25 protein-coding genes are annotated in these 23,902 nt (G+C 66.1%); 14 read left to right on the top strand and 11 right to left on the bottom strand.

What is annotated here, in order from left to right; all coding sequences use genetic code 11:
- The first annotated feature begins 203 nt into the window (after positions 1 to 203).
- A complete protein-coding gene (locus tag M2319_RS05295; RefSeq protein ID WP_264600412.1) occupies positions 204 to 587 on the top strand; it encodes a DUF2794 domain-containing protein in 384 nt (127 codons plus the stop codon).
- Positions 588 to 1,036: 449 nt separating this feature from the next.
- Here the strand turns inward: M2319_RS05295 and M2319_RS05290 are convergent, their stop codons facing one another.
- The 4 genes from M2319_RS05290 to M2319_RS05275 form a co-directional block, all read right to left on the bottom strand.
- Positions 1,037 to 1,558, bottom strand: coding sequence for a GNAT family N-acetyltransferase (locus tag M2319_RS05290; protein ID WP_264600411.1), 522 nt, complete (start codon positions 1,556 to 1,558; stop codon positions 1,037 to 1,039).
- Between the two features lie 135 nt (positions 1,559 to 1,693).
- On the bottom strand, positions 1,694 to 2,488 hold the full coding sequence (locus M2319_RS05285) for a Bax inhibitor-1/YccA family protein (protein ID WP_264600410.1): 795 nt from the start codon (positions 2,486 to 2,488) through the stop codon (positions 1,694 to 1,696).
- A 228-nt stretch (positions 2,489 to 2,716) separates the two neighbouring features.
- Positions 2,717 to 5,323, bottom strand: a complete 2,607-nt coding sequence (locus tag M2319_RS05280; protein WP_264600409.1) for an ABC transporter permease — start codon at positions 5,321 to 5,323, stop codon at positions 2,717 to 2,719.
- Positions 5,324 to 5,333: 10 nt separating this feature from the next.
- A complete protein-coding gene (locus tag M2319_RS05275; RefSeq protein ID WP_264600408.1) occupies positions 5,334 to 6,053 on the bottom strand; it encodes an ABC transporter ATP-binding protein in 720 nt (239 codons plus the stop codon).
- Between the two features lie 119 nt (positions 6,054 to 6,172).
- Between M2319_RS05275 and M2319_RS05270 the strand changes: the two genes are divergently transcribed.
- From M2319_RS05270 to M2319_RS05260, 3 genes are all read left to right on the top strand, one after another.
- On the top strand, positions 6,173 to 6,805 hold the full coding sequence (locus M2319_RS05270; protein WP_264600407.1) for an arylesterase: 633 nt from the start codon (positions 6,173 to 6,175) through the stop codon (positions 6,803 to 6,805).
- 159 nt (positions 6,806 to 6,964) lie between these two features.
- Entirely contained in the window at positions 6,965 to 7,603 is a 639-nt protein-coding gene (locus M2319_RS05265; protein ID WP_264600406.1) for an arylesterase, read from the top strand.
- Between the two features lie 44 nt (positions 7,604 to 7,647).
- Positions 7,648 to 8,226, top strand: a complete 579-nt coding sequence (locus M2319_RS05260) for a hypothetical protein (protein ID WP_264600405.1) — start codon at positions 7,648 to 7,650, stop codon at positions 8,224 to 8,226.
- Between the two features lie 84 nt (positions 8,227 to 8,310).
- On the opposite strand, the gene M2319_RS05255 is transcribed toward M2319_RS05260, so the two are convergent.
- From M2319_RS05255 to M2319_RS05245, 3 genes are all read right to left on the bottom strand, one after another.
- The gene (locus M2319_RS05255; protein ID WP_264600404.1) at positions 8,311 to 8,841 is read right to left on the bottom strand and encodes a hypothetical protein; all 531 of its coding nucleotides are present in this window, start codon (positions 8,839 to 8,841) and stop codon (positions 8,311 to 8,313) included.
- Positions 8,838 to 10,040 carry a 23S rRNA (adenine(2503)-C(2))-methyltransferase RlmN gene (rlmN, locus tag M2319_RS05250; protein WP_264600403.1) on the bottom strand — a complete coding sequence of 401 codons (1,203 nt, stop codon included), beginning with the start codon at positions 10,038 to 10,040 and terminating at the stop codon, positions 8,838 to 8,840. The genes M2319_RS05255 and rlmN overlap by 4 nt, the downstream gene beginning before the upstream one ends.
- Positions 10,041 to 10,218: 178 nt before the next feature.
- A complete protein-coding gene (locus M2319_RS05245) occupies positions 10,219 to 10,731 on the bottom strand; it encodes a DUF1176 domain-containing protein (RefSeq protein WP_264600402.1) in 513 nt (170 codons plus the stop codon).
- 446 nt (positions 10,732 to 11,177) lie between these two features.
- On the opposite strand from M2319_RS05245, the gene M2319_RS05240 reads away from it, so the two are divergent.
- Positions 11,178 to 11,747 carry a sigma-70 family RNA polymerase sigma factor gene (locus tag M2319_RS05240; RefSeq protein WP_264600401.1) on the top strand — a complete coding sequence of 190 codons (570 nt, stop codon included), beginning with the start codon at positions 11,178 to 11,180 and terminating at the stop codon, positions 11,745 to 11,747.
- Positions 11,748 to 11,830: 83 nt separating this feature from the next.
- Here M2319_RS05240 and M2319_RS05235 read toward each other — a convergent pair whose 3' ends face one another.
- Positions 11,831 to 12,433 (bottom strand): TrmH family RNA methyltransferase, encoded by a 603-nt coding sequence (locus M2319_RS05235; RefSeq protein WP_264600400.1) that lies wholly within the window; start codon positions 12,431 to 12,433, stop codon positions 11,831 to 11,833.
- A gap of 216 nt (positions 12,434 to 12,649) precedes the next feature.
- Here M2319_RS05235 and M2319_RS05230 point away from each other — a divergent pair, with 216 nt between their 5' ends.
- On the top strand, positions 12,650 to 13,624 hold the full coding sequence (locus M2319_RS05230) for an NADPH:quinone oxidoreductase family protein (protein WP_264600399.1): 975 nt from the start codon (positions 12,650 to 12,652) through the stop codon (positions 13,622 to 13,624).
- A gap of 698 nt (positions 13,625 to 14,322) precedes the next feature.
- Here M2319_RS05230 and M2319_RS05225 read toward each other — a convergent pair.
- Positions 14,323 to 14,688 carry a YkvA family protein gene (locus M2319_RS05225; protein WP_264600398.1) on the bottom strand — a complete coding sequence of 122 codons (366 nt, stop codon included), beginning with the start codon at positions 14,686 to 14,688 and terminating at the stop codon, positions 14,323 to 14,325.
- A gap of 71 nt (positions 14,689 to 14,759) precedes the next feature.
- A complete protein-coding gene (locus M2319_RS05220; protein WP_264600397.1) occupies positions 14,760 to 15,047 on the bottom strand; it encodes a 4a-hydroxytetrahydrobiopterin dehydratase in 288 nt (95 codons plus the stop codon).
- 106 nt (positions 15,048 to 15,153) lie between these two features.
- Here M2319_RS05220 and M2319_RS05215 point away from each other — a divergent pair, with 106 nt between their 5' ends.
- The 3 genes from M2319_RS05215 to M2319_RS05205 all read left to right on the top strand — a co-directional run bounded on the left by M2319_RS05215 (position 15,154) and on the right by M2319_RS05205 (position 17,468).
- A complete protein-coding gene (locus tag M2319_RS05215; protein ID WP_264600396.1) occupies positions 15,154 to 15,621 on the top strand; it encodes a low molecular weight protein-tyrosine-phosphatase in 468 nt (155 codons plus the stop codon).
- A 147-nt stretch (positions 15,622 to 15,768) separates the two neighbouring features.
- Positions 15,769 to 16,221, top strand: coding sequence for a host attachment family protein (locus tag M2319_RS05210; RefSeq protein ID WP_264600395.1), 453 nt, complete (start codon positions 15,769 to 15,771; stop codon positions 16,219 to 16,221).
- Between the two features lie 80 nt (positions 16,222 to 16,301).
- A complete protein-coding gene (locus tag M2319_RS05205) occupies positions 16,302 to 17,468 on the top strand; it encodes a benzoate/H(+) symporter BenE family transporter (protein ID WP_264600394.1) in 1,167 nt (388 codons plus the stop codon).
- A gap of 234 nt (positions 17,469 to 17,702) precedes the next feature.
- On the opposite strand, the gene ispG is transcribed toward M2319_RS05205, so the two are convergent.
- Positions 17,703 to 18,935: a flavodoxin-dependent (E)-4-hydroxy-3-methylbut-2-enyl-diphosphate synthase gene (ispG, locus tag M2319_RS05200; protein ID WP_264600393.1), complete on the bottom strand. Its 1,233-nt coding sequence runs from the start codon at positions 18,933 to 18,935 to the stop codon at positions 17,703 to 17,705.
- 222 nt (positions 18,936 to 19,157) lie between these two features.
- Between ispG and M2319_RS05195 the strand changes: the two genes are divergently transcribed.
- The 5 genes from M2319_RS05195 to M2319_RS05175 all read left to right on the top strand — a co-directional run bounded on the left by M2319_RS05195 (position 19,158) and on the right by M2319_RS05175 (position 23,466).
- Positions 19,158 to 19,979 (top strand): hypothetical protein, encoded by an 822-nt coding sequence (locus M2319_RS05195; RefSeq protein ID WP_264600392.1) that lies wholly within the window; start codon positions 19,158 to 19,160, stop codon positions 19,977 to 19,979.
- Between the two features lie 85 nt (positions 19,980 to 20,064).
- Entirely contained in the window at positions 20,065 to 20,457 is a 393-nt protein-coding gene (locus M2319_RS05190; RefSeq protein ID WP_264600391.1) for a GFA family protein, read from the top strand.
- Between the two features lie 52 nt (positions 20,458 to 20,509).
- Complete coding sequence (locus tag M2319_RS05185; protein ID WP_264600390.1) at positions 20,510 to 21,472, top strand: hypothetical protein; 963 nt, start codon at positions 20,510 to 20,512, stop codon at positions 21,470 to 21,472.
- A 128-nt stretch (positions 21,473 to 21,600) separates the two neighbouring features.
- Complete coding sequence (locus M2319_RS05180; RefSeq protein WP_264600389.1) at positions 21,601 to 22,383, top strand: 3-hydroxybutyrate dehydrogenase; 783 nt, start codon at positions 21,601 to 21,603, stop codon at positions 22,381 to 22,383.
- 12 nt (positions 22,384 to 22,395) lie between these two features.
- Positions 22,396 to 23,466: a patatin-like phospholipase family protein gene (locus tag M2319_RS05175; RefSeq protein WP_264600388.1), complete on the top strand. Its 1,071-nt coding sequence runs from the start codon at positions 22,396 to 22,398 to the stop codon at positions 23,464 to 23,466.
- Positions 23,467 to 23,902 lie beyond the last annotated feature (436 nt).

Here is a 23,902-nt window from a genome sequence, read left to right as displayed (position 1 = left end):
GGCTGAAATTTCCGAAGTCCTCGCCGAACCGGGCCGTCTGAGGCAACAATCTCAATGTGGGGGTCCAAAGTGGTTTCGCAAGGGCTGGATTCTGGCGAAACTGTGATTTTTTATAAAGCTTTTCCTAACCGGCGAACGATCCTCTCTTGCAACGTTCGGCCAAGCCCGCGATCATGCGTCGACCAAGATCTCAGGGAGGCGCAATGAGCGACGTCGAGCCAAGCGAGCGATACGGCGGTAGCGGACTTCTTCCCGCCGCCGCCCGGAACGCACAGCAGCAGCCGATGCAGATATCCTTCAACCGCAAGGAACTGGATCTGATCCTCAGGGTCTACGGCCGCCGGGTCGCCGAGGGGGAATGGCGCGACTACGCCATCGACCATTTGCGCGACAGGGCGGTTTTTTCGGTCTTCCGGCGCACCAGCGAAATGCCGCTCTACCGCATCGAGAAAAACCCGAAGCTGGCCCGGCGCCAGGGCGCCTACAGCGTCATCGCCACCGGCGGCGCGATCCTGAAGCGCGGCCACGACCTCGCCAATGTGCTGCGGGTGTTCGAGAAGAAGGCGCGGCTGAGTTTGGTGGAGTAGGGGGCGCTCGCGGTCGAGTGCATAGCAGGCGCCCTATGGATTGCCGCGTCGGCCTGACCAGGCTCGCGTCACGCGCCGCTCCCCGTCCTTCGGACCCTCGCAATGACGTTGAAAGCATTGAGAAAACCGTCATTGCGAGCGCAGCGAAGCAATCCAGGCTGAGCTCGCGACAAACTCGGCGTCCGCGGCGGCTCCATGCCGCCCCCTCTCCCCGTCATCCCGGGCGAAGCGAAGCGGAGACCCGGGACCCATTGCCCCTGTCAACACAGTAGCCCGTCGCGGCTCGGGCCGTGCCCTTCGCCGCCGCTCGCAAGCGTCTTCAACGGAATACCGTGCGGAGAGGGGCATTAGGCCCGGGGTGACGGGGAGAGTGTTGGGCGCTCGAGGTGCCAAGAACTGTCATAGGAGCGTGATGCACGGATGCGTGGGGGCAGGTCTGGGCGCCCCCGTCACTCCCCCGGCGGCGTCCTGTCCCCCTCGCCCAATTCCCGCTGCATCATCACCGTGTCGAGCCAGCGGCCGTGTTTGTAGCCGACGCTCTTAAACGTGCCGATGTGGCGGAAGCCGCAGGCTTCGTGGAGGCCGATGGAGGCGGCGTTGTCGCTGTCGCCGATGACGGCGATCATCTGCCGGAAGTCGCGCTCCGCCGCCGCCGCGATCACGGCCTCCATCAGCGCACGGGCAACGCCGCGTCGGCGGAAGGCGGCATCCACATAGATGGCGTTTTCCACCGTGCCGTAATAGGCGGGCCGGGCGCGGTAGGCGCCGGCATAGGCGTAGCCGGCGATGGCGCCGTCGATGTCGGCGACGAGATAGGGATAGCCGGCGTCGATCATCCGGCTCCAGCGTAACGCCATTTCCACGACGTCAGGCGGCGTCAGTTCAAACGAAGCTGTGCCGGTGGCGACCGCTTCGCCGTAGATGCGGGTGATGGCGTCAAGGTCGCAGGTGGTGGCCGGGCGGATCTGCATGGCGGCTCCAAGGGAAGGCCGCCTTCCTTAGCAAGTTTTTCGGCGGCGGAAAATCGCCATCGCGCATGGTTGGTGCGCGACGAAAAAGGGCGCGGAAATCCGCGCCCTTGATCGTATCCACCGTGGTCCCTGCCGCTATTCGCGGTTGCCGAACAGGCTGAGGAGCATGATGAACATGTTGATGAAGTCGAGGTAGAGGCGCAGCGCGCCCATCACGGCCTTGCGGCCGGCAACGGTGCCGTCGTCGCCCTCGTAGTACATCTCCTTGATCTGCTGGGTGTCGTAGGCGGTCAGGCCGGCAAAGACGAGGACGCCGATGACGGAGATCGCGAACTGCAGCGCCGAAGAGGCGAGGAAGATGTTGACCAGCGAGGCGATGATGATGCCGATGAGGCCCATGAACAGGAACGAGCCCCAGCCGGAAAGGTCCTTCTTGGTGGTGTAGCCGTAAAGGCTCAGCGCACCGAAGGACGCGGCGGTGATGAAGAACACCCGCGCGATCGAGCCCTGGGTGTAGACCAGGAAAATCGACGACAGCGAGATGCCGACGAGGGCGGCATAGATCCAGAACGTCGTCTGGGCCGCGCTGACGCTCATCTTGTGGACGCGGAAGCTGAGGAAGAAGACCATGGCGAGCGGCGCCAGGATCACCACCCACTTCAGCGGGCTGGCATAGAGCGCAAGGCCGAGCGAGGTCAGGAAGACGCCCGGCTTGACCATCGCGGGCGAGCCGTTGATGACGGCGGCGCTGCCGGCGTCACCGGTAATGGCCATGTTGAAGATGGCAAGCGCGGCGATGCCGGTGATCACAAGGCCGATGGCCATGTAGTTGTAGACCTGCAGCATGTAGGACCGCAGGCCTGCATCGATCGCAGCGTCCGCACGGGTCGCCGTGCCAAAACGGGCATAGGGATTTTGATTGGGAGTCATTCGATTCCTCTCCAGAATGGCTCAGAAAACTTTGCCCGGAAAACGTGGGGTTTGCCGAGACTTCTCTCCCAATATGGTTTCGATGGCAGCCGGGGACAAGGCTTTCGCGCATTACATTTGCGAAAGCTTTTCACCTTGGTGTCCCAAAGCTGAAAGGGGCCTCGGCCGTAACCTTTTTTCTGCCGAAAGACCAAATAGTTACAGGCGTGTTCCTGGCGCCTCGCGCGATCAGAGATTGCGCAGCACCGGCGCCGGTTTTTCGCCGAGGACCCGCCAGGTGCCGAAAAGGCCGAAAGCGAGGGTGACGACGAGGGCGCCGAGCGCCGACGTCGCGGCGACTTCCGGCAGGAAGGTGAAGGTCATGTTCATGACCCCGGTCAGCACGGCCCAGGCGGCGAGCGCGCCGGCGACGACGCCGAAGATGGCGGTGGCGAGCCCGATCAACAGATATTCCAGGCCGAAGGCGGCGATCAGGCGCGTTCGCGTGGCGCCGAGCGTCTTCAGGATGACGGCGTCGTAGATGCGGTGGCGGTGGCCGCTGGCGAGCGCACCGGCGAGCACCAGGACGCTGGCGATCAGCGTGATGCTGGCGGCGGAGCGGATGGCGAGCGCCAGCTTGCCGACGAGGTCGTTGACCATGGTCAGCGCGTCCTTGACGCGCACGGCCGTCACGGTCGGAAAGGCATCGCTGACGGCGCGGAGCACCGCCATTTCCTTCTCGCGTGTGCCGCCGTCCGGGAAGGTCAGGGTGGCAAGGTGCGGGTGCGGCGCGCCGGCAAAGGTGTTGGGTGAGAAGACCATGACGAAGTTGATCGACAGCGAGCGCCACTCGACCGTGCGCAGATTGGCGATCCGCGCCGTGATCTCGCGGCCGAGGACGTTGACGGTGATGGTGTCGCCGATCTTGAGCCCAAGTTCTCCCGCCAATTCGGCGGCGAAGGAGACGAGCGGCTCGCCCTGGTAATCCTTCGGCCACCAGGTGCCGGACAGGATCTCGGTGTTCTTCGGCGGGTCGGCGTCGTAGGTGATGCCGCGGTCGCCGCGCAGCACCCAGCGCGCGCCGGGTTCGGCCTCGTACTCGCTGGCCGGGATGCCGTTCAGCTTGGTGATGCGGCCGCGCAGCATCGGCACGCGTTCCTGTTTTCCGTCCGGTGCGACGTGGGTGAGCAGCTCTTCGAAGGCCGGGACCTCGGCGGTCTGGATATCGATGAAGAAGAAGCTCGGCGCCTGCTCCGGCAGGTCGGAGGTGAGCTGGCGGCGCAGGTTGCCGTCGATGAGGGCGAGCGTGACGATGAGGGCGAGGCCGAGACCGAGGGACAGCACCACGGTCGGCGTCAGCGCGCCGGGGCGGTGGATGTTGGCGACGGCGAGCCGGAGTTCGGTGCGGCGCGGCCGTGGCGCGGCGCGGGCGAGCGCCATGACGCCGATGGCGACGAGCCTCAGGATGGCGAAGGCGACGAGGGTCGCGGCGACATAGATGAGGGCGATGCGCCGGTCCTCGGCAAGGGTGACGGCGATCAGCGTCAGGGCGGCAACGGCGGCGCCGGTGGCGACGATGTAGCGCCAGCGGGGGAGTTTGCGGCTCGCCGAGACGTGGTCGCGGAAGAGAGCGGTTGGCGGCACGTCATGGGCGCGGCCGAGCGGCCAGACGGCAAAGGTCAGCGTCGTCAGCACGCCGTAGACGAGGGCCAGCAGAAGTTCGCGCGGGTAGACGCCGAAGGCGGTCTTGAACGGCAATATGTCCGCGAGCAGCGCGCCGGCCACATTCGGCAATATGGCGCCGACGACGAGGCCGACGGCAATCCCGATCAGCGCGATCGCAAGGATCTGGACCAGATAGACCTTGAAGACGAAATCGCCGTCCGCGCCGAGGCATTTGAAGGTGGCGATCACCTCGCGCCTTCCGTCGAGGTGGGAGCGCACGGCATTGGCGATGCCGACGCCGCCGACGACGAGGGCGGTGAGGCCGACCAGCGTCAGGAACTGGGCGAGACGCTTGATGTTGACGGAAAGGCCGGGCGCGGCGTTGGCGCGCGAGCGGATGCGCCAGCCGGCGTCCGGGAAGCGCTCCTTGGCGCGCTCGGTGGCACCGGCGATCTCGGCCTCGGTGGCGACGCGGTCCTGGGCCAGCCGGACCCGGTAGCGCCAGCGCACCAGGCTGCCGGGCTGGATGAGGGTGGAGGCATTAAGGGCTTCGCGGCCGATCATCAGGCGCGGGCCGAAATTGGCGCCGGAGCCGAGGAAGTCGGGCTCGCCGGCAATGACGCCCGTGACCTTCAGCGTCGTGCGGCCGAGCGAGAGGGTGTCGCCTTTTTGAAGCCCGAGACGGGCGAGCAGGGTCGGGTCGACGGCGGCGCCCCAGATCGTGCCATCGGCGTTGCTGCCGGCCGCGCCGAGGCGGTCATGGACGTTGCCGCCGTCTTCGAGGTCCAGCGTGTCGTAGAGCGGATAGGCGTCGTCGATGGCCTTGACCTCGACGAGAGCCTGCTTGTTCTCGTCGCTATCCTCGTCCGGCGCACGGGCCATGGCGCGGAGCGTCGCGACCTCGGAGATGTTGCCGAGGCTTTCGAGAAAACTGCGCTCCTCGGGCGAGGCCTCGCGGTGGACGATGGAAAAGGCGAGGTCGCCGCCGAGGATGGTCTGGCCTTCTGCGGCGATGCCCTCGGTCATGGCGCGCGACAGGGAGCCGACGCCGGCGATGGTCGCGACGCCGAGGAGGATGCAGGCGAGGAAGACGTAAAAGCCTTTCAGCCCGCCGCGCAGCTCGCGAAAGGCAAAGCGCGAGGCGATGGCGTAGGACGGCGTAGCGGCGGCAGGGGCGGACGGAAGGCTCATCAGTGGTCGCCTATTGCGCCGCCTGGGCGGCGTCGCGCAGCACGATGGTGCCGGAATGCATTTCCACCACGCGGTCGCAGCGCTCGGCCAGCTCGGGGTCGTGGCTGACCAGCACCAGCGTGGTGTTGCGGGCCTCGGCGGCGGCAAACATCAGGCTAGCGATCTCGCGCCCGGTCGCCTCGTCGAGATTGCCGGTCGGCTCGTCGGCGATAACGATGGCCGGCATCGGCGCCAAGGCCCGGGCGATCGCCACGCGCTGCTGCTCGCCGCCGGAAAGCTCGGCCGGATAGTGGGAGACGCGCGGGCCGAGGCCGACGGTCTCAAGCTCGGCGCGGGCCCGCTCGAAGGCATCCGGCGCGCCCTGAAGCTCCAGCGGCACGGCGACGTTTTCCAGCGCCGTCATGGTCGGGATCAGGTGGAAGGACTGGAAGACGATGCCGATGTTGCGGCCGCGAAACTTTGCGAGCGCACTCTCGTCGAGCTGGGTCAGATCCGCTCCGGCGACGACAACGCGGCCGCTGTCGGCGCGCTCAAGGCCAGCCATGGCCATCAGCAGCGTCGACTTGCCGGAGCCGGACGGGCCGACGATGCCGACCGACTGGCCGTTCTCGATCGAAAGGTCGACGCCTTTGAGGATGTGAACCCGGCTGGCGCCGGAACCCAGCGTCAGGTGCACCTTGTCGAGTTCGATGACGCTATCGGTCACGCTTTCGGTCGCATTTTCGGTCACTGGCCGATCCAAGGGGCGGTGTCCTATATTCTGTCAGGTGAGAGCGGGCGCGGTTCAGGGCGGATGCCCTGCCATATGGGGCGGCGCACGCAAGGCTTCAATTCGACCAGGGAAATCCGATGCGGCCCGAACCGATTGTCTTTCTGTCGATCCTCGGCATCCTCTTTGCCACCTTCAGCGCCATGGCCGGGGAGCACGTGAAGATCGTCGCGCTCGGCGACAGCCTGACCGCGGGCTACGGCCTGCCGCCCGGAAAGGGCTTTCCGACGCTGCTGGAAGGAACGCTGCGCGGGCGCAACCACGACGTCGAGGTGGTCAATGCCGGCGTCTCCGGCGATACCTCCACAGGCGGGCTTTCCCGCTTCGACTGGTCGGTGCCGCAGGATGCCGATGCGCTGATCGTCGCACTCGGTGCCAACGACGCGCTGCGCGGCATCGATCCGGACAAGACCCGCGCTGCGCTGGAAGGAATTCTGGAGAAGGCGAAGGCGCGCGGGTTGCCGGTGCTGCTGGCCGGGATGCTGGCGCCGCCGAATATGGGGCCGGACTACCAGGCCGAATTCGATCCGATCTATCCGGAGCTGGCGGAAAAATACGGGGTCGTCTTCTACCCGTTCTTCCTTGAGGGCGTTGCCGCCAAGCCGGAGCTGAACCAGGACGACGGCATGCATCCGAATGTCGACGGCGTCCGGGCGATGGTGAAGGGCATCCTGCCGAAGGTGGAGGAACTGATCGCCCGGGCGAAGGGCTGATGTCGGCGGCGTCTGTCGCGGGCGTTGCGGAGGTGCTTGGGGCGACGGGCCGCGCCAGGGCCGGGTATCCATGTGCTAGGGGTGTCGGCGCCGGCCGGCGGTCCTGATTCCCGTGGAGTGCCCGGTCAGGCGGTCTCAATGAAACAAAAGGACCTCCGCATGCGCTTTCCCAGACTTTTCGTGCTCGTCGTCCTCGGCGTGCTGCTTGCTCCCCTCAACGCCCTGGCGGACGGGCCCGTCAAGATCGTCGTCCTCGGCGACAGCCTCGTCGCGGGCTACGGCCTTGCTGCCGGTAGGGATTTTCCGGCCCGGCTCGAGGCCGCGCTGCGCGCGAGGGGCAAGGACGTTTCGGTCGTCAATGCCGGGGTGACCGGCGACACCGCTTCGGGCGGGCTCTCCCGCTTCGAGCGGTCGGTTCCCGAGGACGCCAAAGGACTGATCCTGGAACTCGGCATCAACGACGCCATGCGCCGGATCGATCCGCAAAAGACCGAGCGGGCGCTGCGCGCCATCCTCGACAAGGCGAGGGAGCGGGGCATGGCCGTGCTGATCGCCGGCATGGTCGCGCCGCGCAGCGCGGGGACGGACTATGCGGTCCGGTTCGACCCGATCTATGGCCGGCTGGCCGAGGACTACGGCGTGCCGCTCTACCCGTTTTTCCTTGACGGCGTCGCCGGCAAGCCGGAACTTAAACTTGCCGACGGCATCCACCCCAACCCTGAGGGCGTGGAGGTTCTGGTGACACGGATTCTGCCGAAGGCGGAGGAGCTGGTCGAGCGGGCCGCGGCCGCGAAGTAGCGATTGGCAAGCCCACAATTTGTGACGCACGGAAGGGGGCGGCGATGAAACGGGACACTGCCTTGGCCGGTCTCGCCGTGCTCGCCCCCACGGTCCTTTGCGTCCTTGCTCTCGTCAGCCCGCCGGCGGCGGCGCAGGGCTGGTCGGGCTCTTCCTTCATGCCGAGTGAAGGCACCGTGCGCTACGAGATGAGCCTGCAGCACATCTGGTCGCCGGCGCGCATGCGCATGACCGGCACCATGAGCGGCGATGCGGCCGGCATTCGCCAGACCCATTGCCTGCAGATGCCGGCGACCCCCGTCATGACCTGCCAGCGCACCGTCAACGGCGAGCCCGGACCGATCTACCAGGTGCCGGCGGCGCCCTTCGGGACGGCCGAGATGATGCCGCGCGGCTTCGGAGGGTATCCTGGAGGCGTCTATCCGGGCTTCGGCGGCTATCCGGGTATGGGGGGCGGCAATGGCTGGGCGCCCGGCTCCACGCTGCCCGGTTTCGGCACGCCGCCCTTTTCCTTCCCGGGCGGGCCTTATTCGGGTGGTCCGGAAATGGAGATGTCGGGAAGCTGGGAATGGCAGGGCTGGCGGATTTCCGGCCGCTTCGTCTATTCGCCGGTGGTCTGGTAGTTTTCTGAGACGGGCATTGACCGCGGCTCGCGAAGCGATCTGCCCGGCCGGCCAAATCCTCCGCGCGTTCTGGACCGAAGGTCTTCAATGCCCTTTGGGCGGGAGATCGCGCATGTCGGTGTCGGTGGTTGCCTGTTCTGGGCGAGCCGCCGTTTGGCGATGTCCGACCCCGACCTCCTGCCACTTACCCGCATTGCGGCCGGCGAGCAGCCAGTAGACGGCGCCGGCGAGGATGCCGGCGGCGAGCAGCAGCTCCCAGGCCCTGAACTCCGAGACATGGGTGTGCGGCACGATGTTGGTCGTCACGCTGGAGACGGCGGCAACGGCAAGGCCGCCGAGAAGATTCGACAGCGCGCTGCGGATGCTGAAGATCTCGCTGGCGATGATGGCAACGGTCGCCGGGATCAGGAAGGCGGCGCCGAGATAGGAGCCGGCAAGGCCGACGAGCAGGCCGGTCTCGATCATCGCCGCCGTCGGGTCGAGATAGGGATCGCGCAGAGCCGACCATTCGGTTCCGGCCGACAGGGTGACGACGGCGCCGGCCACATAGGCGGCAATCAGGTAGACGACGATGACCCAGAAGGACCTTAGGACGATGGCGAAGATGCGCCTCATGCCCCGGTGCCCGCGATCATCGCCTCCATGGCCATGCGCTCGCGGGCGCGAAGGCGCTCCGAGGCCGATTTGAGCTGGCCGCAGGCGGCGAGGATGTCGCGGCCGCGCGGGGTGCGGATCGGCGAGGCGTAGCCGGCCCGGTTGACGATCGCGGCAAAGGTCTCGATCGTCTCCCAGTCGGAGCACTCATAGGCCGAGCCCGGCCAGGGGTTGAACGGGATCAGGTTGATCTTGGCCGGAATGCCCTTCAGGAGCCGGACCAGTTCGCGGGCCTCTGCGGGGCTGTCGTTGACGCCCTTCAGCATGACGTATTCGAAGGTGATGCGGCGGGCGTTGGAGAGGCCCGGAAAGGTCCGGCAGGCCTCCATCAGCTCGGCGATCGGATACTTCCTGTTGATCGGCACCAGCACGTCGCGCAACTCGTCGCGCACGGCATGGAGCGAGATCGCCAGCATGGCGCCGATTTCCGCACCGGTCCGCTCGATCATCGGCACGACGCCGGCGGTTGACAGGGTGATGCGCCGGCGCGACAGGCCGAGGCCTTCATTGTCCGAGGCGATGAAGAGCGCTTTCTTGACGTTGTCGAAATTGTAGAGCGGCTCGCCCATGCCCATCATCACGATATTGGTCACGAGACGGCCTTCGCCCGGAACGATGGCCCCGGTCGGCGTAGCCGCGTCCGGAAAGTCGCCGATGCGGTGGCGGGCAAGGCGGATCTGGGCGACGATTTCGCCAGCAGTGAGGTTGCGCACCAGCTTCTGGGTGCCGGTATGGCAAAAGGCGCAATTCAGCGTGCAGCCGACCTGGCTGGAAACGCAGAGCGTGCCGCGCCCCTCCTCGGGGATATAGACTGTCTCGACCTCGACCGGGCGTCCGGCGCCATTGGGGGAGAAGCGCAGCAGCCATTTGCGGGTGCCGTCGACGGAGACCTGTTCGCTGACGATTTCCGGATAGGCGATGCTGTAGGCGGCATCGAGCCTTGCGCGCAGATCCTTGGCGATGTTGGTCATGGCGGCGAAGTCGTCGACGCCGCGCAGGTAGATCCAGTGCCAGAGCTGGGCGACGCGCATGCGCACCTGACGCTCCGGCACGCCAACCTGGCTGAGCGCCTCGCCAAGTTCCTCGCGATCGAGGCCGACGAGATTCGGGCGCTCGGCGCTTGCGGCGGGCGTTTCGGAAAGGGATGCGGTCTCGGTCATTGGCGGTCCGGTTGGCGTCTGTTCGTCAGGGGGCATGCGGCAACACGAAAACGAGCGACGCGGCCAATGGCCCGTCGCCCGTCTCGATACTCTCGGCCGATCATAGCCCAAAGCCGCCATATGGTGCCAGAGGCGGCGGCTTCAAAGGGCTCCGCCCCGCGGGCGGTCCCGCTTTCGGCTATTTGCAGGCGTTTGCCACGGCATCGAGCGCCGCGGTGATGCCGGACAGCGAATAGCTGTAGCTGGTGTTCGTGCCGCGCTGGGAAACGCCCTTCACCGTCATCCGCGAGCCCGCCTTCATGGCACCGACCAGCCGCTGTTCCTCGGCGGCGTTCGCCACCCAGGCCCCGTCACCCTTGGTGAACATGGAAAAGCTGGTGCCGTCGACGTCGACGCTGAGGTCGGAATCGGTCTTGAACGGATAGCCGACGAACATCGACGGCTCGTTGGCGACGTTCTGACCGGGACGGGTGCTGACGAAGAAGTAGACGTCGCCGTGGTCGACCGGCGGGCCGGGAAGCTTCTGCTTCGGCACGGACAGTGCGTAGCAGACCTTGCCGGAGGAATCGGAATAGGTGCGGACCTCCCAGTCGTTGTGCTTGGACAAGACACGGGAGGACTGCGCCTGAGCGCCGCTCGACAGAGCTACGGTCACAATTGCGACCAGGGCCGCTAAGCGTAATTTCATCATATCGTTCCGCTTTGTTCCTGCTCGTTCGATTGGGTCACCGTCACGTTTCCACGGTTTCCTCAAGAAAGCGTTACCAATTCATTGCGTCAGTGGCGCGCATTTTAGGCGTTTTTCGGGACGGGCCGCCGGTTCTCGGCCGGGGGCCGGCCTGCCGCCGCGGGCGGCAAGTTTAATCTTCCCTTAACAATAATTTTATCCCCGCTCTGCGGCGCCACCTCCGCCTTGAGCGTTACACGTGTCAATTCCCCTTTAGGAGACTGTTCCAAATGGACGTTCACCGCTCTAAGGTCGTTGGCTCAGAGGCTGTCGACAACAAATCAGGCGACAGTTTGTCATAAAGGATCGTTCGGCGGACGTGAAGACATCGCCCCGGATTGAGATGCCGTTCCGGCCGGGGGCGGGTGGAACGGAAGGGGGCACCGGCACAACCTGCATCAAAAACCAAAATGACTGTTGTGAGTAGACAGGAACACTTTGCCGACCTGATTGAACGGGTGGCTCGCGACGGCGACCGCGACGCGTTCACGGAGCTGTTCGACCACTTCGCCCCCAGGATCAAGGCGTATCTGATGCGCATCGGGGCCGAGGCCGGGCTCGCCGAAGAGGTCACCCAGGAGGTCATGGTCACCCTGTGGCGCAAGGCCGCCCAGTTCGATCGCAAGAAGGCGACGCTCTCCACCTGGCTGTTCCGGGTCGCGCGGAACCGGCGGATCGACATCCTGCGCCGTGGCAGCGATGCGGACCTTCCGTCCGACGATCCGCTGCTGATCCCGGAGGGCGATCCCGATCCGGAAACCCTCATCGATGCCGACCAGCGCGACCAGCGGGTGCGCGCCGCGCTCGCCGACCTGCCGGAAGAGCAGGTCGACCTCATTCGCCTGTCGTTCTTCGACGGCCTGTCGCACGGCGCCATCGCGGACCGCACCGGACTGCCGCTCGGCACCGTGAAGTCGCGCATCCGGCTCGCCTTCGGGCGCCTGCGCAACGCGCTCGCCGAAGACGCCGCCGGCGGGTGACTGCGGCGCGACCGGGCGCGTCACCGTTTCAAGCTTCCTCGTGCGCTTTTGCAGAACCGGGCCCCGGCGTCCGCGGTGGGGCGTTATTTGCGTCTTTCGCCGGTGTCGGGGGCCTGTCTTTTCGGCTGGAAGATCGTCTCGGGCCGGCGTCCGGAGCGAAAGCGCGGCTTGCCGTGGACATGGACCGCGATGTCTTCGCTCGGCGCCCCGGCCGCGACCGGGCGCTCGGCGAAGCGCCCCATGGTGCGGACGCGGTCATACATGACGATGGCGCCGGCCGTTGCCACGTTGATGCAGAAGGCGGTCGGGATCTTGATCACGTGGTCGCAGCGCTCGACCATCTGCGGCGACAGCGAACCCGCCTCCGAGCCCAGCACATAGGCCGCCCGCAAGGGATGGCCGAAGCTCGGCAGTTCCACCGCGTCGTCGAGAAGCTCCACGCCGACGAGCTTACAGCCGGCCGGCAGGTCCATCTCCTGAACGCCGGGCCAGGCGAAATAGGGCATGTGCTGGGCCGAGCGGGAGGTGTCCGATCCGGTTCGCCCGAGTGCCCGGTCGGCATCGACGGTGAAGGCAAAGGCGGCGCCGAAGGCATGGGCCGTGCGCATCAGATTGCCGAGATTGCCGGGCTTGGAGAGGCCCTCAACGCCGATGGCGAAATAGCCGCGCGGGGGTTTTGACGTCATCGCTTCCGTTGCTTCCCTTTCGCGCCAGGCCGGATGGCACCGGGACGGCGGCTGTCCGGCCGCTGGCGGCTTCCGGCGAATCGGCACCCATGCTACCAGATTGGGGTGCCGGTCCGCCGTCCGCGGCGGATTTCCGGCCATCAGCGTGGTTGCATGGCCGGGCGGGGCGGCGGTGTCAACCGAAAGGGCGTTCCGGATCGGCCGGGGGAGGGGTTGATGAAAGCGGTTCTGTGCAAGGAACACGGCGGCGAGGACCATCTCGTGCTTGCCGATGTGGACGAGCCCGTCGCCGGTCCCGGCGAGGCGGTGGTCAGGGTCCATGCGGCTGCGCTCAATTTCTTCGACACGCTGATCATTCGCGGCAAATACCAGTTCAAGCCCGAGCTGCCGTTTTCGCCGGGCGGCGAGATGGCGGGCACGGTGGAATCGGTCGGCGAGGGCGTCGATCGGCTGAAGCCCGGCGACCGGGTCGTCGGCTATATCGGCTGGGGCTGCTGCCGGGAAAAGGTTGTGGCGCCGGAGGATCAGCTCATCGTGCTGCCGGACGGGGTCGATTTCGAGACCGCCTCCGGCCTCATCATCATCTACGGCACGACGCTGCACGCGCTGGAAGAGCGCGCGAACCTCAAGCCCGACGAGACGCTGGTGGTGCTCGGCGCCTCCGGCGGCGTCGGCCAGGCGGCGATCGAGCTCGGCAAGATTCTGGGCGCTCGGGTCATCGCCTGCGCGTCGTCGCAGGAGAAGCTCGACTTCTGCCGGTCGCTCGGCGCCGACGACCTGGTCAACTATGCCGACGGCGACCTCAAACAGCGCCTGAAGGACCTTACCGACGGCGCCGGCGTCGACGTCGTCTACGATCCAGTCGGCGGCGACCATGCGGAACAGGCGCTGAGGGCGCTGACCTTCGGCGGCCGGTTCCTCGTCATCGGCTTTGCCTCCGGCGAGATCCCGAAGATCCCGCTGAACCTTGTGCTCCTGAAAGGCATCGACGTGCGCGGCGTGTTCTGGGGCGAGGCGGTGGCGCGCGATCCGGACCGGCACCGGGAGAGCATTTCGCGGCTCCTCGCCATGGTCGCGGACGGGTCCTTGAAGCCGCACATCCACGCCACCTACCTGCTCGACGAGGTGCCCGAAGCGCTCACGGAAATCCGCGAGCGCCGGGTCAAGGGCAAGGTGGTGATCACGCCTTAGTTTGTCGCTCACGGCCGAGCGTTCGCTACGCTCACTGGCCTCCGCGGGGGCGGCGCAACGGCGCCGGCGCGCAGTCGCGCTTGCGCGCCCTTTGGGCGCGATGGTGCCTCGCGAGGGTTTCTTTGCGCTCGCGGCCGAGCGCGTGCTTTGCCCGCTGGTCTCTGCGGAGGCGGCACATCGGAGCCGGCGGCCGGTCGCGCTTGCGCGCTCTTTAGGCCCGATGGTGCCGCCTTCCTCTCCCCGTCACCCCGGGCGGAGCGAAGCGGAGACCCGGGGCCTATTGCCCATTTCGACACGGTAACCCGTCGCGGGGCTTGCTACGGCATCGGCCTGTGCGAAAGCCGACCGAACAACAGTCGGCATACCGCATTGAGACGGGCAATAGGCCCCGGCTCGAGGGCCGGGGTGACGACTGATTTTTTGGGCTTCTGCCTGAGTCTCGGCAAGCGGCGCACTGCGGCGTGGCCTGCGTCGCTCTGGATTGCTTCGCTGCGCTCGCAATGACGGTTTTCTCAATAGTTTCAGCGTCATTGCGAGGAGGCCGACAGGCCGACGCGGCAATCCATGCTGAGTTGATAGGGGAAAGAACGCCGCCATGGGGCACAGCTTCAGGCTGCAGGGGCGCACCGCGGCGGAGTGTGTGACTTGGGCGCAAGTCGGGAGAGGGGGCGGAGCAAAGCGGCAGAGTAGCGTGCGCCCTACCCCTGCTCCTCCAGCGCCTTTTTTGCCGCCACCCGGTGGCGGTCCTTGATGTGGCCGATGACCATGGCGATGGCGCCGGTCAGCACCGTGACGTCGTCGGAGAAGCCGACGACGGCGAGCATGTCGGGGATCGCATCGAGCGGCATGACGAAATAGGCAAGCGCGCCGACGAGGACGGCGCGGACCCTCAGCGGGGTCTCCGGGTCGAGCGTCGCGTAATAGGCCGCGACCACGTCCTCCATCATCGGCACCTGGCGGGCGGCGCGCTTGACGGTGGCCCAGAAATCGCGGCGCACGCGGGTCTCGTCCTCCGGGTCCGGGCCGAGGATCTCGCCGTCGAGTGCTTCGGTCTGCGCGGTCATTGCCGTCCCTCGCGGTTCAAGTCGGGTCCCACATGACATGGGGACGATGACGGCGTCTGGCAACAATCCGGTCAACTCATGCCGTCGATGGTCTTCGCAAGGCCGATGTCGCGTTCGCTGAGGCCGTCCGCCTCGTGGGTCGTCAGGACGATCTCCACCTTGCTGTAGACGTTGAACCATTCGGGGTGGTGGTCGGCCTTTTCCGCATGGATGGCGACGCGGGCCATGAAGCCGAAGGCCTCGGCGAAATCGGAAAAGCGGAAGCTCTTCGATATGGCGTCGCGGCCGTCTACCTCGCTCCAGCCGTCAAGGCCCGCGATCGCCTCGGTTCGTGCGGCTCCGGTCAGTTTCTCCACCATGTCGGTCCTCCTCATGCTTGGCGTTCGATCCCAAAAGAGGGTAGGGCTCTCAGTCGCGATTCCGAGCCCCCTGGCGCCTTCTCAAGCAATCCGGGAGAAAAAATTCGTGCGGTCCGTCCTCTTCGTCTGCCTTGGAAACATCTGCCGCTCGCCGCTCGCCGAGGGCGCGTTCCGGGCCGTTGCCGAGGAAAACGGTGCGGCCGGGCGGCTCGTCATCGATTCCGCCGGAACGTCGGACTGGAATCTCGGCCAGCCGCCGGAGCCCTCTGCCATCAGGGTTGCGGCGAAGCACGGCATCGACATTTCCCACTTGAGGGCGCGCCAGCTCACGGACGATGATTTTTTTCGCTTCGACCTGATCCTCGCCATGGATGAGAAAAACCTTGGCCGGATAGAGGAGCGCCGGCCTTCCGGGAGCCCGGCGCAGGTCGCGCTGTTCCTGGAGGAAGCGCTCGGGCGGCGGGAGTCCATCGCCGATCCCTATGGCGGCACCGCAAAGACGTTTGCGACCGTCTTCGACACCGTCGATGCCGGCGCCAAGGCGCTTTATCGCAAGCACTTTGCCGACACCTGATCCGATAACCTTTGAACGGCTCTTGACGCTTTGTTTGGGACACCCGACCTTTAATGGTTACGGGACCGACGAGCGCCGGTTCCGCCAACGAAAGACAACCGAGGCGGACGCTTGTCGTGCGCCCGCCAAAAAGAGGAGCGATACGCGATGCCTGGACTGAGCATCAATCACGAGGCCTGGGTCTTGGTGGGTGACGGCGAAAAGGCAATGTTCCTGCGCAACGGGGGGGATTCCGACTATCCGAACCTGGAGGTCGTCAGCATCATGGAGCAGGAAAACCCGTCCTCGCGCGACCAGGGCAGCGACAAGCCCGGCCGCTATGTGGACGGCTCCGGCCCGCATCGCTCATCGGTGGAAAACACAGACTGGCACACCATCGAGAAGCACCGCTTCGCCAAGGAAATCGCGGAAACCCTCTACAAGGCCGCGCACAAGAACCGCTATAAGGAGCTGATCGTCGTCGCGCCGCCGATGATCCTCGGCAATCTGCGCAAGGCCTTCCATAAGGAAGTCTCCTCGCGCATCGTCGGCGAGGTCGACAAGACGCTCACCGGCCATGACATCTCCAAGATCGAGAAGATCCTGACAACCAAGAACTGATCTTCTATACGAGGGATCGAAAGATTTCGGGCGCGGCGTCGGGGCAACCGCCGCGCCCGCTGCATTTCTTGGGGGGGGCGATGAGTTCGTTTTCGCTGAAGGCCCTGGCGGCGGGGTTGCTCGTCGCCTTCGTCGGCTTTGCCAGCTCCTTCGCCATCGTCGTGGAAGGCCTGAAGGGCGTCGGCGCCAGCCCGGAAGAGGCGGCATCGGGCCTGATGGCGCTCTCCGTCACCATGGGCGTTTGCGCGGTCTATCTGAGCCTCAAGACCGGCATGCCGATCAGCATCGCCTGGTCGACGCCGGGCGCCGCCTTCCTTGCCACCGTCGGCACGCTTCAAGGCGGGTTTTCCGCCGCCGTCGGCGCCTTTCTCGTCACCGCCGTACTGATCGTCCTTGCCGGCTTCTGGAAGCCGCTCGGGCGGGCGATCTCGCGCATCCCGGCGCCGATCGCCAGCGCCATGCTGGCCGGCGTCGTGTTGCCGCTGTGCCTGGCGCCGTTCCAGGCGATATCCGAGTTTCCGGCGGTGGGCTTGTCTGTCGTTGCCGCTTTCCTCATCGTCGCCCGGATCAACCGGCTGCTTGCGATGCCTGCGGCCGTTGCTGCGGCGGCGATTGCCATTGCCTTCGGCTCGGACGCGGCGGGGATCGCCGGCATCTCGCTGTGGTCGGACCCGGTGATCGTTGCGCCGACCTTCACGCTGCAGGCGATGATCGGCATCACCATTCCGCTCTTCATCATCACCATGGCGTCCCAGAACATCACCGGCATCGCCGTCCTCAACAGTTTCGGGTACCGGCCCGATCCCGGCTCCATGTTCCGCTGGACCGGCCTCTTCAGCGTGTTCGCCGCGCCCTTCGGCGGCCATGGCGTGAACCTTGCCGCCATCACCGCGGCGATCTGCGCCGGCGAGGACGCGCATCCGGACCCGAAGCGGCGCTATTGGGCCGCCGTGGTCGCGGGCATCGCCTATGTGGCATTGGGGCTGACGGCGGGTGCGGCCGTCGCCTTCATGAGCGTCGCGCCGCCGCTCCTCATCACGGCCGTTGCCGGCCTGGCGCTGCTCGGTGCCCTCGGCGGGGCGCTGGCCGCGGCGCTGAAGCGCGACGAGACGCGCGAGGCGGCGCTGGTGACGTTCCTCGTCACGGCCTCGGGTGTTACCTTCTTCGGGATCGGCGGGGCGTTCTGGGGGCTTCTGGCCGGCGCCGCGCTCTATCTCTGGGACACGAGGAAGGAGCTGGCGGGGTAGGACAGTGCAACGCTCGCCCCGGCTCCCGACCTGAAAGGTCGGCGCTCCGAGCATCCATCCACTCCGCGTCACCACCGGGCTTGACCCGGTGGTCCATGAGGCATGACGGCCCGTCTCAACATTCGTTTTTGAAATCAAAGCCCTATGGATTGCCGGGTCAAGCCCGGCAATGACGCTGAGGAAAGGGCAATTGGCGCGCAAGAGCCACGACCGCACCATCGTGCAGCCGCCGCATCACCCCCCGAACCGCTTCTCGATGTAGTCCTCGACCATTGCCTTGAAGTCGGTGGCGAGGTTGGGGCCGCGGAGCGTCGTCACCTTCTGGCCGTCGACGAAGACCGGGGCGGACGGTTCCTCGCCGGTGCCGGGCAGCGAGATGCCGATGTCGGCGTGCTTGGATTCGCCGGGGCCGTTGACGATGCAGCCCATGACGGCGACCTGGAGTTCCTCGATGCCGGGATAGCGCGTGCGCCAGTCGGGCATCGCCTCGCGGATCTGGTCCTGGATGTCGCGGGCGAGCTCCTGGAACACCGTCGAGGTGGTGCGCCCGCAGCCGGGGCAGGCGGCGACGATCGGAACAAAGGAGCGGAGCCCCATCACCTGCAGCAGTTCCTGGGCGACGACGACCTCGCGCGAGCGATCCCCGCCCGGCTCCGGGGTCAGCGAGATGCGGATGGTATCGCCGATGCCCTGCTGCAGCACGATGCCGAGGGCCGCCGAGGAAGCGACGATGCCCTTGGAGCCCATGCCGGCCTCTGTCAGGCCGAGATGCAGGGCGTGGTCGGAGCGGCGGGCGAGCTCGGTATAGACGGCGACGAGGTCCTGGACCTGGCTGACCTTGGCCGAGAGGATGATCTTGGAGCGGTCGAGCCCGATCTCCTCGGCGCGCGCGGCCGACAGCAGCGCCGACTGGATGATCGCCTCGTGCATGACGGCGCGGGCATCGAGGGGCGTCGCCGACTTGGCGTTGGCGTCCATCAGGCTGGTCAAGAGTTCCTGGTCCAGCGAGCCCCAGTTGACGCCGATGCGCACCGGCCGGTCGTTGCGGATCGCGGTCTCCACGATCTGAGTGAACTGGACGTCCTTCTTGCTCTTGAAGCCGACATTGCCGGGATTGATGCGGTATTTTGCGAGCGCCTCGGCGCAGGCCGGATGGGCGGCGAGCAGCTTGTGGCCGATATAGTGGAAGTCGCCGATCAGCGGCACGTCGATGCCCATGGCGTCGAGCTTTTCGCGGATCTTCGGGACGGCAGCGGCCGCCTCGTCGCGGTCGACGGTGACGCGGACGAGTTCGGAGCCGGCGCGGGCAAGGCTTGCGACCTGGGCGACCGTTGCCTCCACGTCCGCCGTGTCGGTGTTGGTCATCGACTGGACGACGATCGGGTTGTCGCCGCCGACCAGGACGCCGCCGACATCGACGGCAACGCTGTTGCGACGGGACTTCAGGCTGGTGTCGAACGCGGTCATCGCGAGCCTCGCAATCGCAGAATGCAGCGGCATGGGCGTCATGTCGGGCGCCAACGCCGGCAATGATGCGGCCGGCCGCGCTCTTTTTTGCTGGCGGCCGCCTTTCGCCGGAACCTTTCCCTATCATAGACGAATGCGGTTGCGAATAGCCGGCCCCGGTGACATTTTGCAGCCCGCTCGGGGGCGAGCATTGAACGACGAAAGATGCCGAAAGGGCCATAAATGCGGATTTTCGACCTCGCCTTCGAAGCGCTGGCAGCCGTCTTCACCTATTTCCAGGTCGTGCTCCGGCTTGCCATGCCGCTTGCCGCCGTGGTGCTGGTGTTCGAGACCTATTCGCGCCTCACCCATCCGCAGATGAGCGGCATCGCAGGACCGGAGGGCGTTGCCGCGGCGCCGGAGCCGCCGGCGATCCTCGTCCTGATCTCGCTGGTGGCGACGATCGCGCTGACCGCGGTCTATCTCAATGTCGTCATCGGCTGGCACCGCTTCCTCGTCCGGGGCGAGGCGCCGTGGGCGACCGGGTTCAAGCTCGGCGGGCGGGAATTCCGCTATTTTTACAATTCCATCGCCATCGGCATCATCGCCCTTGCCGTCGTCCTGCCGTGCGTCTTCGTCATCGAACGGGTTCTTGGGGGCATTGGCGCAGGCCTCCTGTCGCAGGCTATTTCGTTCCTTGCCACGGCGGCGATCATCGCCATCGTGCTCAGGCTGTCGCCGGTGCTCGTCGACGTGGCGCTGGAGCGAAAGCCGGTCGGGCTCGTGCAGTCCTGGAAGCGGATGGCGCCGCTTGCCGGCCAGATCGTCGGCGTCGGCATCATCGTCGCCGTGCTGGCGATGGCGAGCGCCGGCATCGACCGCTTCGTGGTGGCGCTGCCGATCGGGCTCTTCTTCAAGGCTGCGCTGACGGCGACCAACGCCACCGCCATGCTGTTCCTTGCCGGGATGACGACGACGGCGGCGGTGACCCTCGCCTATCTGCGGCTCATGCCGCCGCCGGCAACGGGCACTGGCGGGACGAGGGCGGTCGCTGCCAATGAGTGATACCGGGGGACCCTGCGCGCAATTGCGGTGATCGCCTCTGTCGCGGTAGCTGTACGGTCAGCCTGACTGTTGGGGAGGACGGGTCATGGATATGGTCACCGGCGGCTGCCTCTGCGGCAAGGTGCGCTTCGCGGCAATGGGGCACCCCTACCGGGTCGGCCTCTGCCACTGCCTCGACTGCCGCAAGCATCACGGCGCCCTGTTCCATGCCTCGGCGATCTTTCCGGAGGCTGCGGTGACCGTCGAGGGCGAGACCCGCGACTACCAGGGCCGGCATTTCTGCCCCGATTGCGGCTCGTCGGTGTTCGCGCGGACCGGCGACGAGGTCGAGATCCACCTCGGCTCTCTCGATTATCCCGACCGGTTCCGGCCGACCTATGAGAGCTGGGTCATCCGGCGCGAATCCTGGCTGCCGGCGTTTCCCCTGAAGCACCACTACGCGAATGACCGCGAGGGCACGGGTCGCTCCGAGGACTAGCCGGCCTCCGCCGTCGCGCGTCGTCTCCTACGAATGCAAGACCTGCGACCGATTGCTTCGGTTGTCGGTGCGGGTCGCCGATGCGATAAACGGCTCGTCGCGTATTGGTTGTATCCAGATGCGCTGGGGCGCGGCCGTAACTGTTGCCGGGAGCGCTTCATTGTTTCAGCTTGTGTCGCAGAGCCTTGCCGTCCTCGCCCGACACCCGGCCGCTATCGCCTATCTGTTCCTGCCGTTCGCCGTTTCCGGTGTGGTCGGCACCGAGATCTTCGACAGGGTCTACCCCGGGATTACCGGCGAAAAAGCGGCTGCCCTGTTCTCTCTTATGACTGTCAGGCAGATTCTGGACGTGCTGGCCGCTTTGGCCCTTGTCATGGTCGTCCAATTCTATTTTTACCTAAAGGCCGCCCTCGGCTTGCACCGGTATCTGCTTTTGGGCGAGCGGCCGTGGAGCCGGGGCCTTCGTCTTGGTCGGACCGAGCGACGATTCTTCTATCGCATCGTCTCGATCACGCTCATCGTCCTGTTCGCGTTGCTTTGCCTTGGATTCATTGCGGTCGGCGTCGGTTACGTGTTCGACACCTTCATCCTGCCCTGGGCGGTTAAGATGCCGGGGCAAGGGGTGCGCACTCTCTTGTGGGTGCGCACCGCGGGACTCCGGTGGGCGACCTCCGCGCTCGCCGGTCTTTTGATCGGTATCATCGTACTGCGCCTCTCGGTGGCGCTGGTCGACCGGGCTCTCGGCCGGGACGATCTGGGTTTACGGCAAGCCTGGGCTGTAACGGCGCCCTGGCGGGGTCGGGTCGTGGTGTTTGCGATTGTTGCCGGTATCACCGGTCAACTGGGTCCACTCCTTCCTCCGACTGTGGAGAGCCTTTTGCCGGCGCCGGCCGATACGGTCGTCTCCATGACCGTTTCAGCCGCCTTCAGCCTCTGTATGGCGGCATTCAACCTAACCGCCATCGCGCTGCTCTACCGCAAGGTTATCGTGCGCACCGAGGACGTGTTCGCCTGAACGAGGCGAGTTGCCGCCGGGCGCGGGTCTTCATTGTGCGTTGCAGCGATTACTTGTGCATTGCAATATCGGACGCCATGCTTATCTGAAAGTCAGGGATCGGCTCCCATACGATCAAGAGGAACACCATGCTTAAAGGCAAGAATGCAGTCGTCACCGGCTCCACTTCCGGAATCGGTCTCGGCACGGCGAAGGAACTGGCGAAGGCCGGCTGCAACGTCATTCTCAACTCCTTCACCGACAATGAAGACGACCATGCTCTGGCCGCCGAAATCGAGAAGACGTACGGCGTCACCGCGCGCTACATCCAGGCCGACATGTCGAAGGGCGAGGCCTGCGTCCGGCTGATCGAGGAGGCGACAAAGGCCCTCGGCTCGGTCGATATCCTCGTCAACAATGCCGGCATCCAGTTCGTCGCGCCGATCGAGGAGTTCCCGCCGGAAAAATGGGACGCGATCCTCGCCATCAATCTCTCCTCCTCGTTCCACACCATCCGCGCCGCCCTGCCGGGCATGAAAAAGGCCGGCTGGGGGCGCATCGTCAACATCGTCTCGGCCCACGGGCTGACGGCCTCGCCGTTCAAGTCCGCCTATGTCTCGGCCAAGCACGGCATGATGGGCCTCACCAAGACCGTCGCGCTGGAGACCGCCGAGGTCGACATCACCTGCAACGCCATCTGCCCCGGCTACGTCATGACGCCCTTGGTGGAAGCGCAGATCCCGGAGCAGATGAAGGTCCACAACATGTCCCGCGAGGACGTCATCCGCGAGGTCATGCTGGATCGCCAGCCCTCCAAGGAGTTCGCCACCGTGGAAGAGATCGGCGGCACCGCCGTGTTTCTGTGCTCGCCGCCGGCGCGCCAGATCACCGGCACTTCGATCTCCGTCGACGGCGGCTGGACCGCACTCTAGGGCTTTAAGGAGATGGCCAAGGCCGCAAAGACTCCCGCCAAACGCGAAACGGGCAAAGCGCCCGACGCGCAAGGCCCGAAACCGGTCAATCTCGCCCTGCAGGGCGGCGGCGCCCACGGCGCCTTCACCTGGGGCGTCCTTGACCGGCTGCTCGCCGACGGGCGGCTGAAGATCTCCGCCATCTCCGGCACCAGCGCCGGCGCCATGAACGCCGTCGTCGTCGCCGACGGCTGGAGTTCGGGCGGCGCGGAGGGTGCGCGGGCGGCGCTGAAGGATTTTTGGCGCAAGGTCTCGTGGCGGGCGCGGCTGAGCCCGATCCAGCGGCTTCCCGGCGACGTCCTGTGGGGCAACTGGAGCCTCGATCTCACGCCGAGCTATCTCGCCTTTGACGTCATGAGCCGCTTCGCCTCGCCCTATCTCCTGAACCCGCTCAACTACAATCCGCTGCGCGAGGTCGTCGAAGAGGCCGTCGATTTCGACCGGGTCCGCGCCTGCGGCGACATCCGGCTCTTCGTTGCCGCGACCAATGTGCGGACCGGCAAGATCAAGGTCTTTTCCGGCGACGAGATCGGCCTCGACGCGGTGATGGCGTCCGCCTGTCTGCCGCAGATCTACCAGGCGGTGGAGATCGACGGCGAGGCCTATTGGGACGGCGGTTTCATGGGCAATCCGCCGATCTTCCCGCTGTTCTACGAGGCCGATACGGCCGACACCGTGCTGGTCCAGATCAACCCGATCGAGCGCGCCGACGTGCCCAGGACGGCGCGGGAAATCCTCAGCCGGGTCAACGAGATCACGTTCAATTCGACGCTGCTTCGGGAATTGCGCGCGATCGAGTTCGTCTCCCGGCTGCTCGACGACGGCCGGCTCGATGCGGACCGCTACACCCGCGTGCGCCTGCACCGCATCCACGGCAATCACGAGCTCGCCGAACTCTCCGCCTCGTCCAAGGTCAATGCCGAATGGGCGTTCCTGAAGCACCTGCGCGATATCGGCCGGCGCATGGCAGGCGACTGGCTCGACGAGAATTTCGACGCCATCGGCGAGCGCGGCACCATCGACCTTCGCGACGAGATCACCTGAAAGGGCCCGCCGTTTTCGGCTTTCTTCGAGGATGGTCCGGCGCTGGCGGAGGGGCGTTAGCGGCAGTTTCTGCGGAACTGCGCTGTCACCGCGACGAACTCGTTCAGTCCTCGGCCCTCACTCGTTCGTCATGCCGGGCGGAGCGCGGCGCAGACCCGGTATCCAATGCCCATCTCGACGCGGTAGCCCGCTGTGACATCTGACAAGGCATCGCCGCGCGCAAGGCGCCCGATCCCGCTCGCCAACGGCACACCGTGCGGTAAGGGGCAATAGGCCCCGGCTCTCCGCTTCGCTACGGCCGGGGTGACGACGGAGTGAAGCATGAGCAGGTACACCTCGATCGTCATTGCTGTGCGAGTTCAGATATTCGGTGATGGGATCGCGGAAAGGAGCGACCCATGCGCGACAACAGCTATGACCGGACGATCGAACGGAA

The sequence above is a fragment of the Rhodobium gokarnense genome (assembly GCF_025961475.1).
In the GTDB taxonomy this organism is placed as follows: domain Bacteria; phylum Pseudomonadota; class Alphaproteobacteria; order Rhizobiales; family Rhodobiaceae; genus Rhodobium; species Rhodobium gokarnense.
Note: the sequence above shows the minus strand (reverse complement) of the source record. Positions and strands in the feature narration are given on the sequence as shown.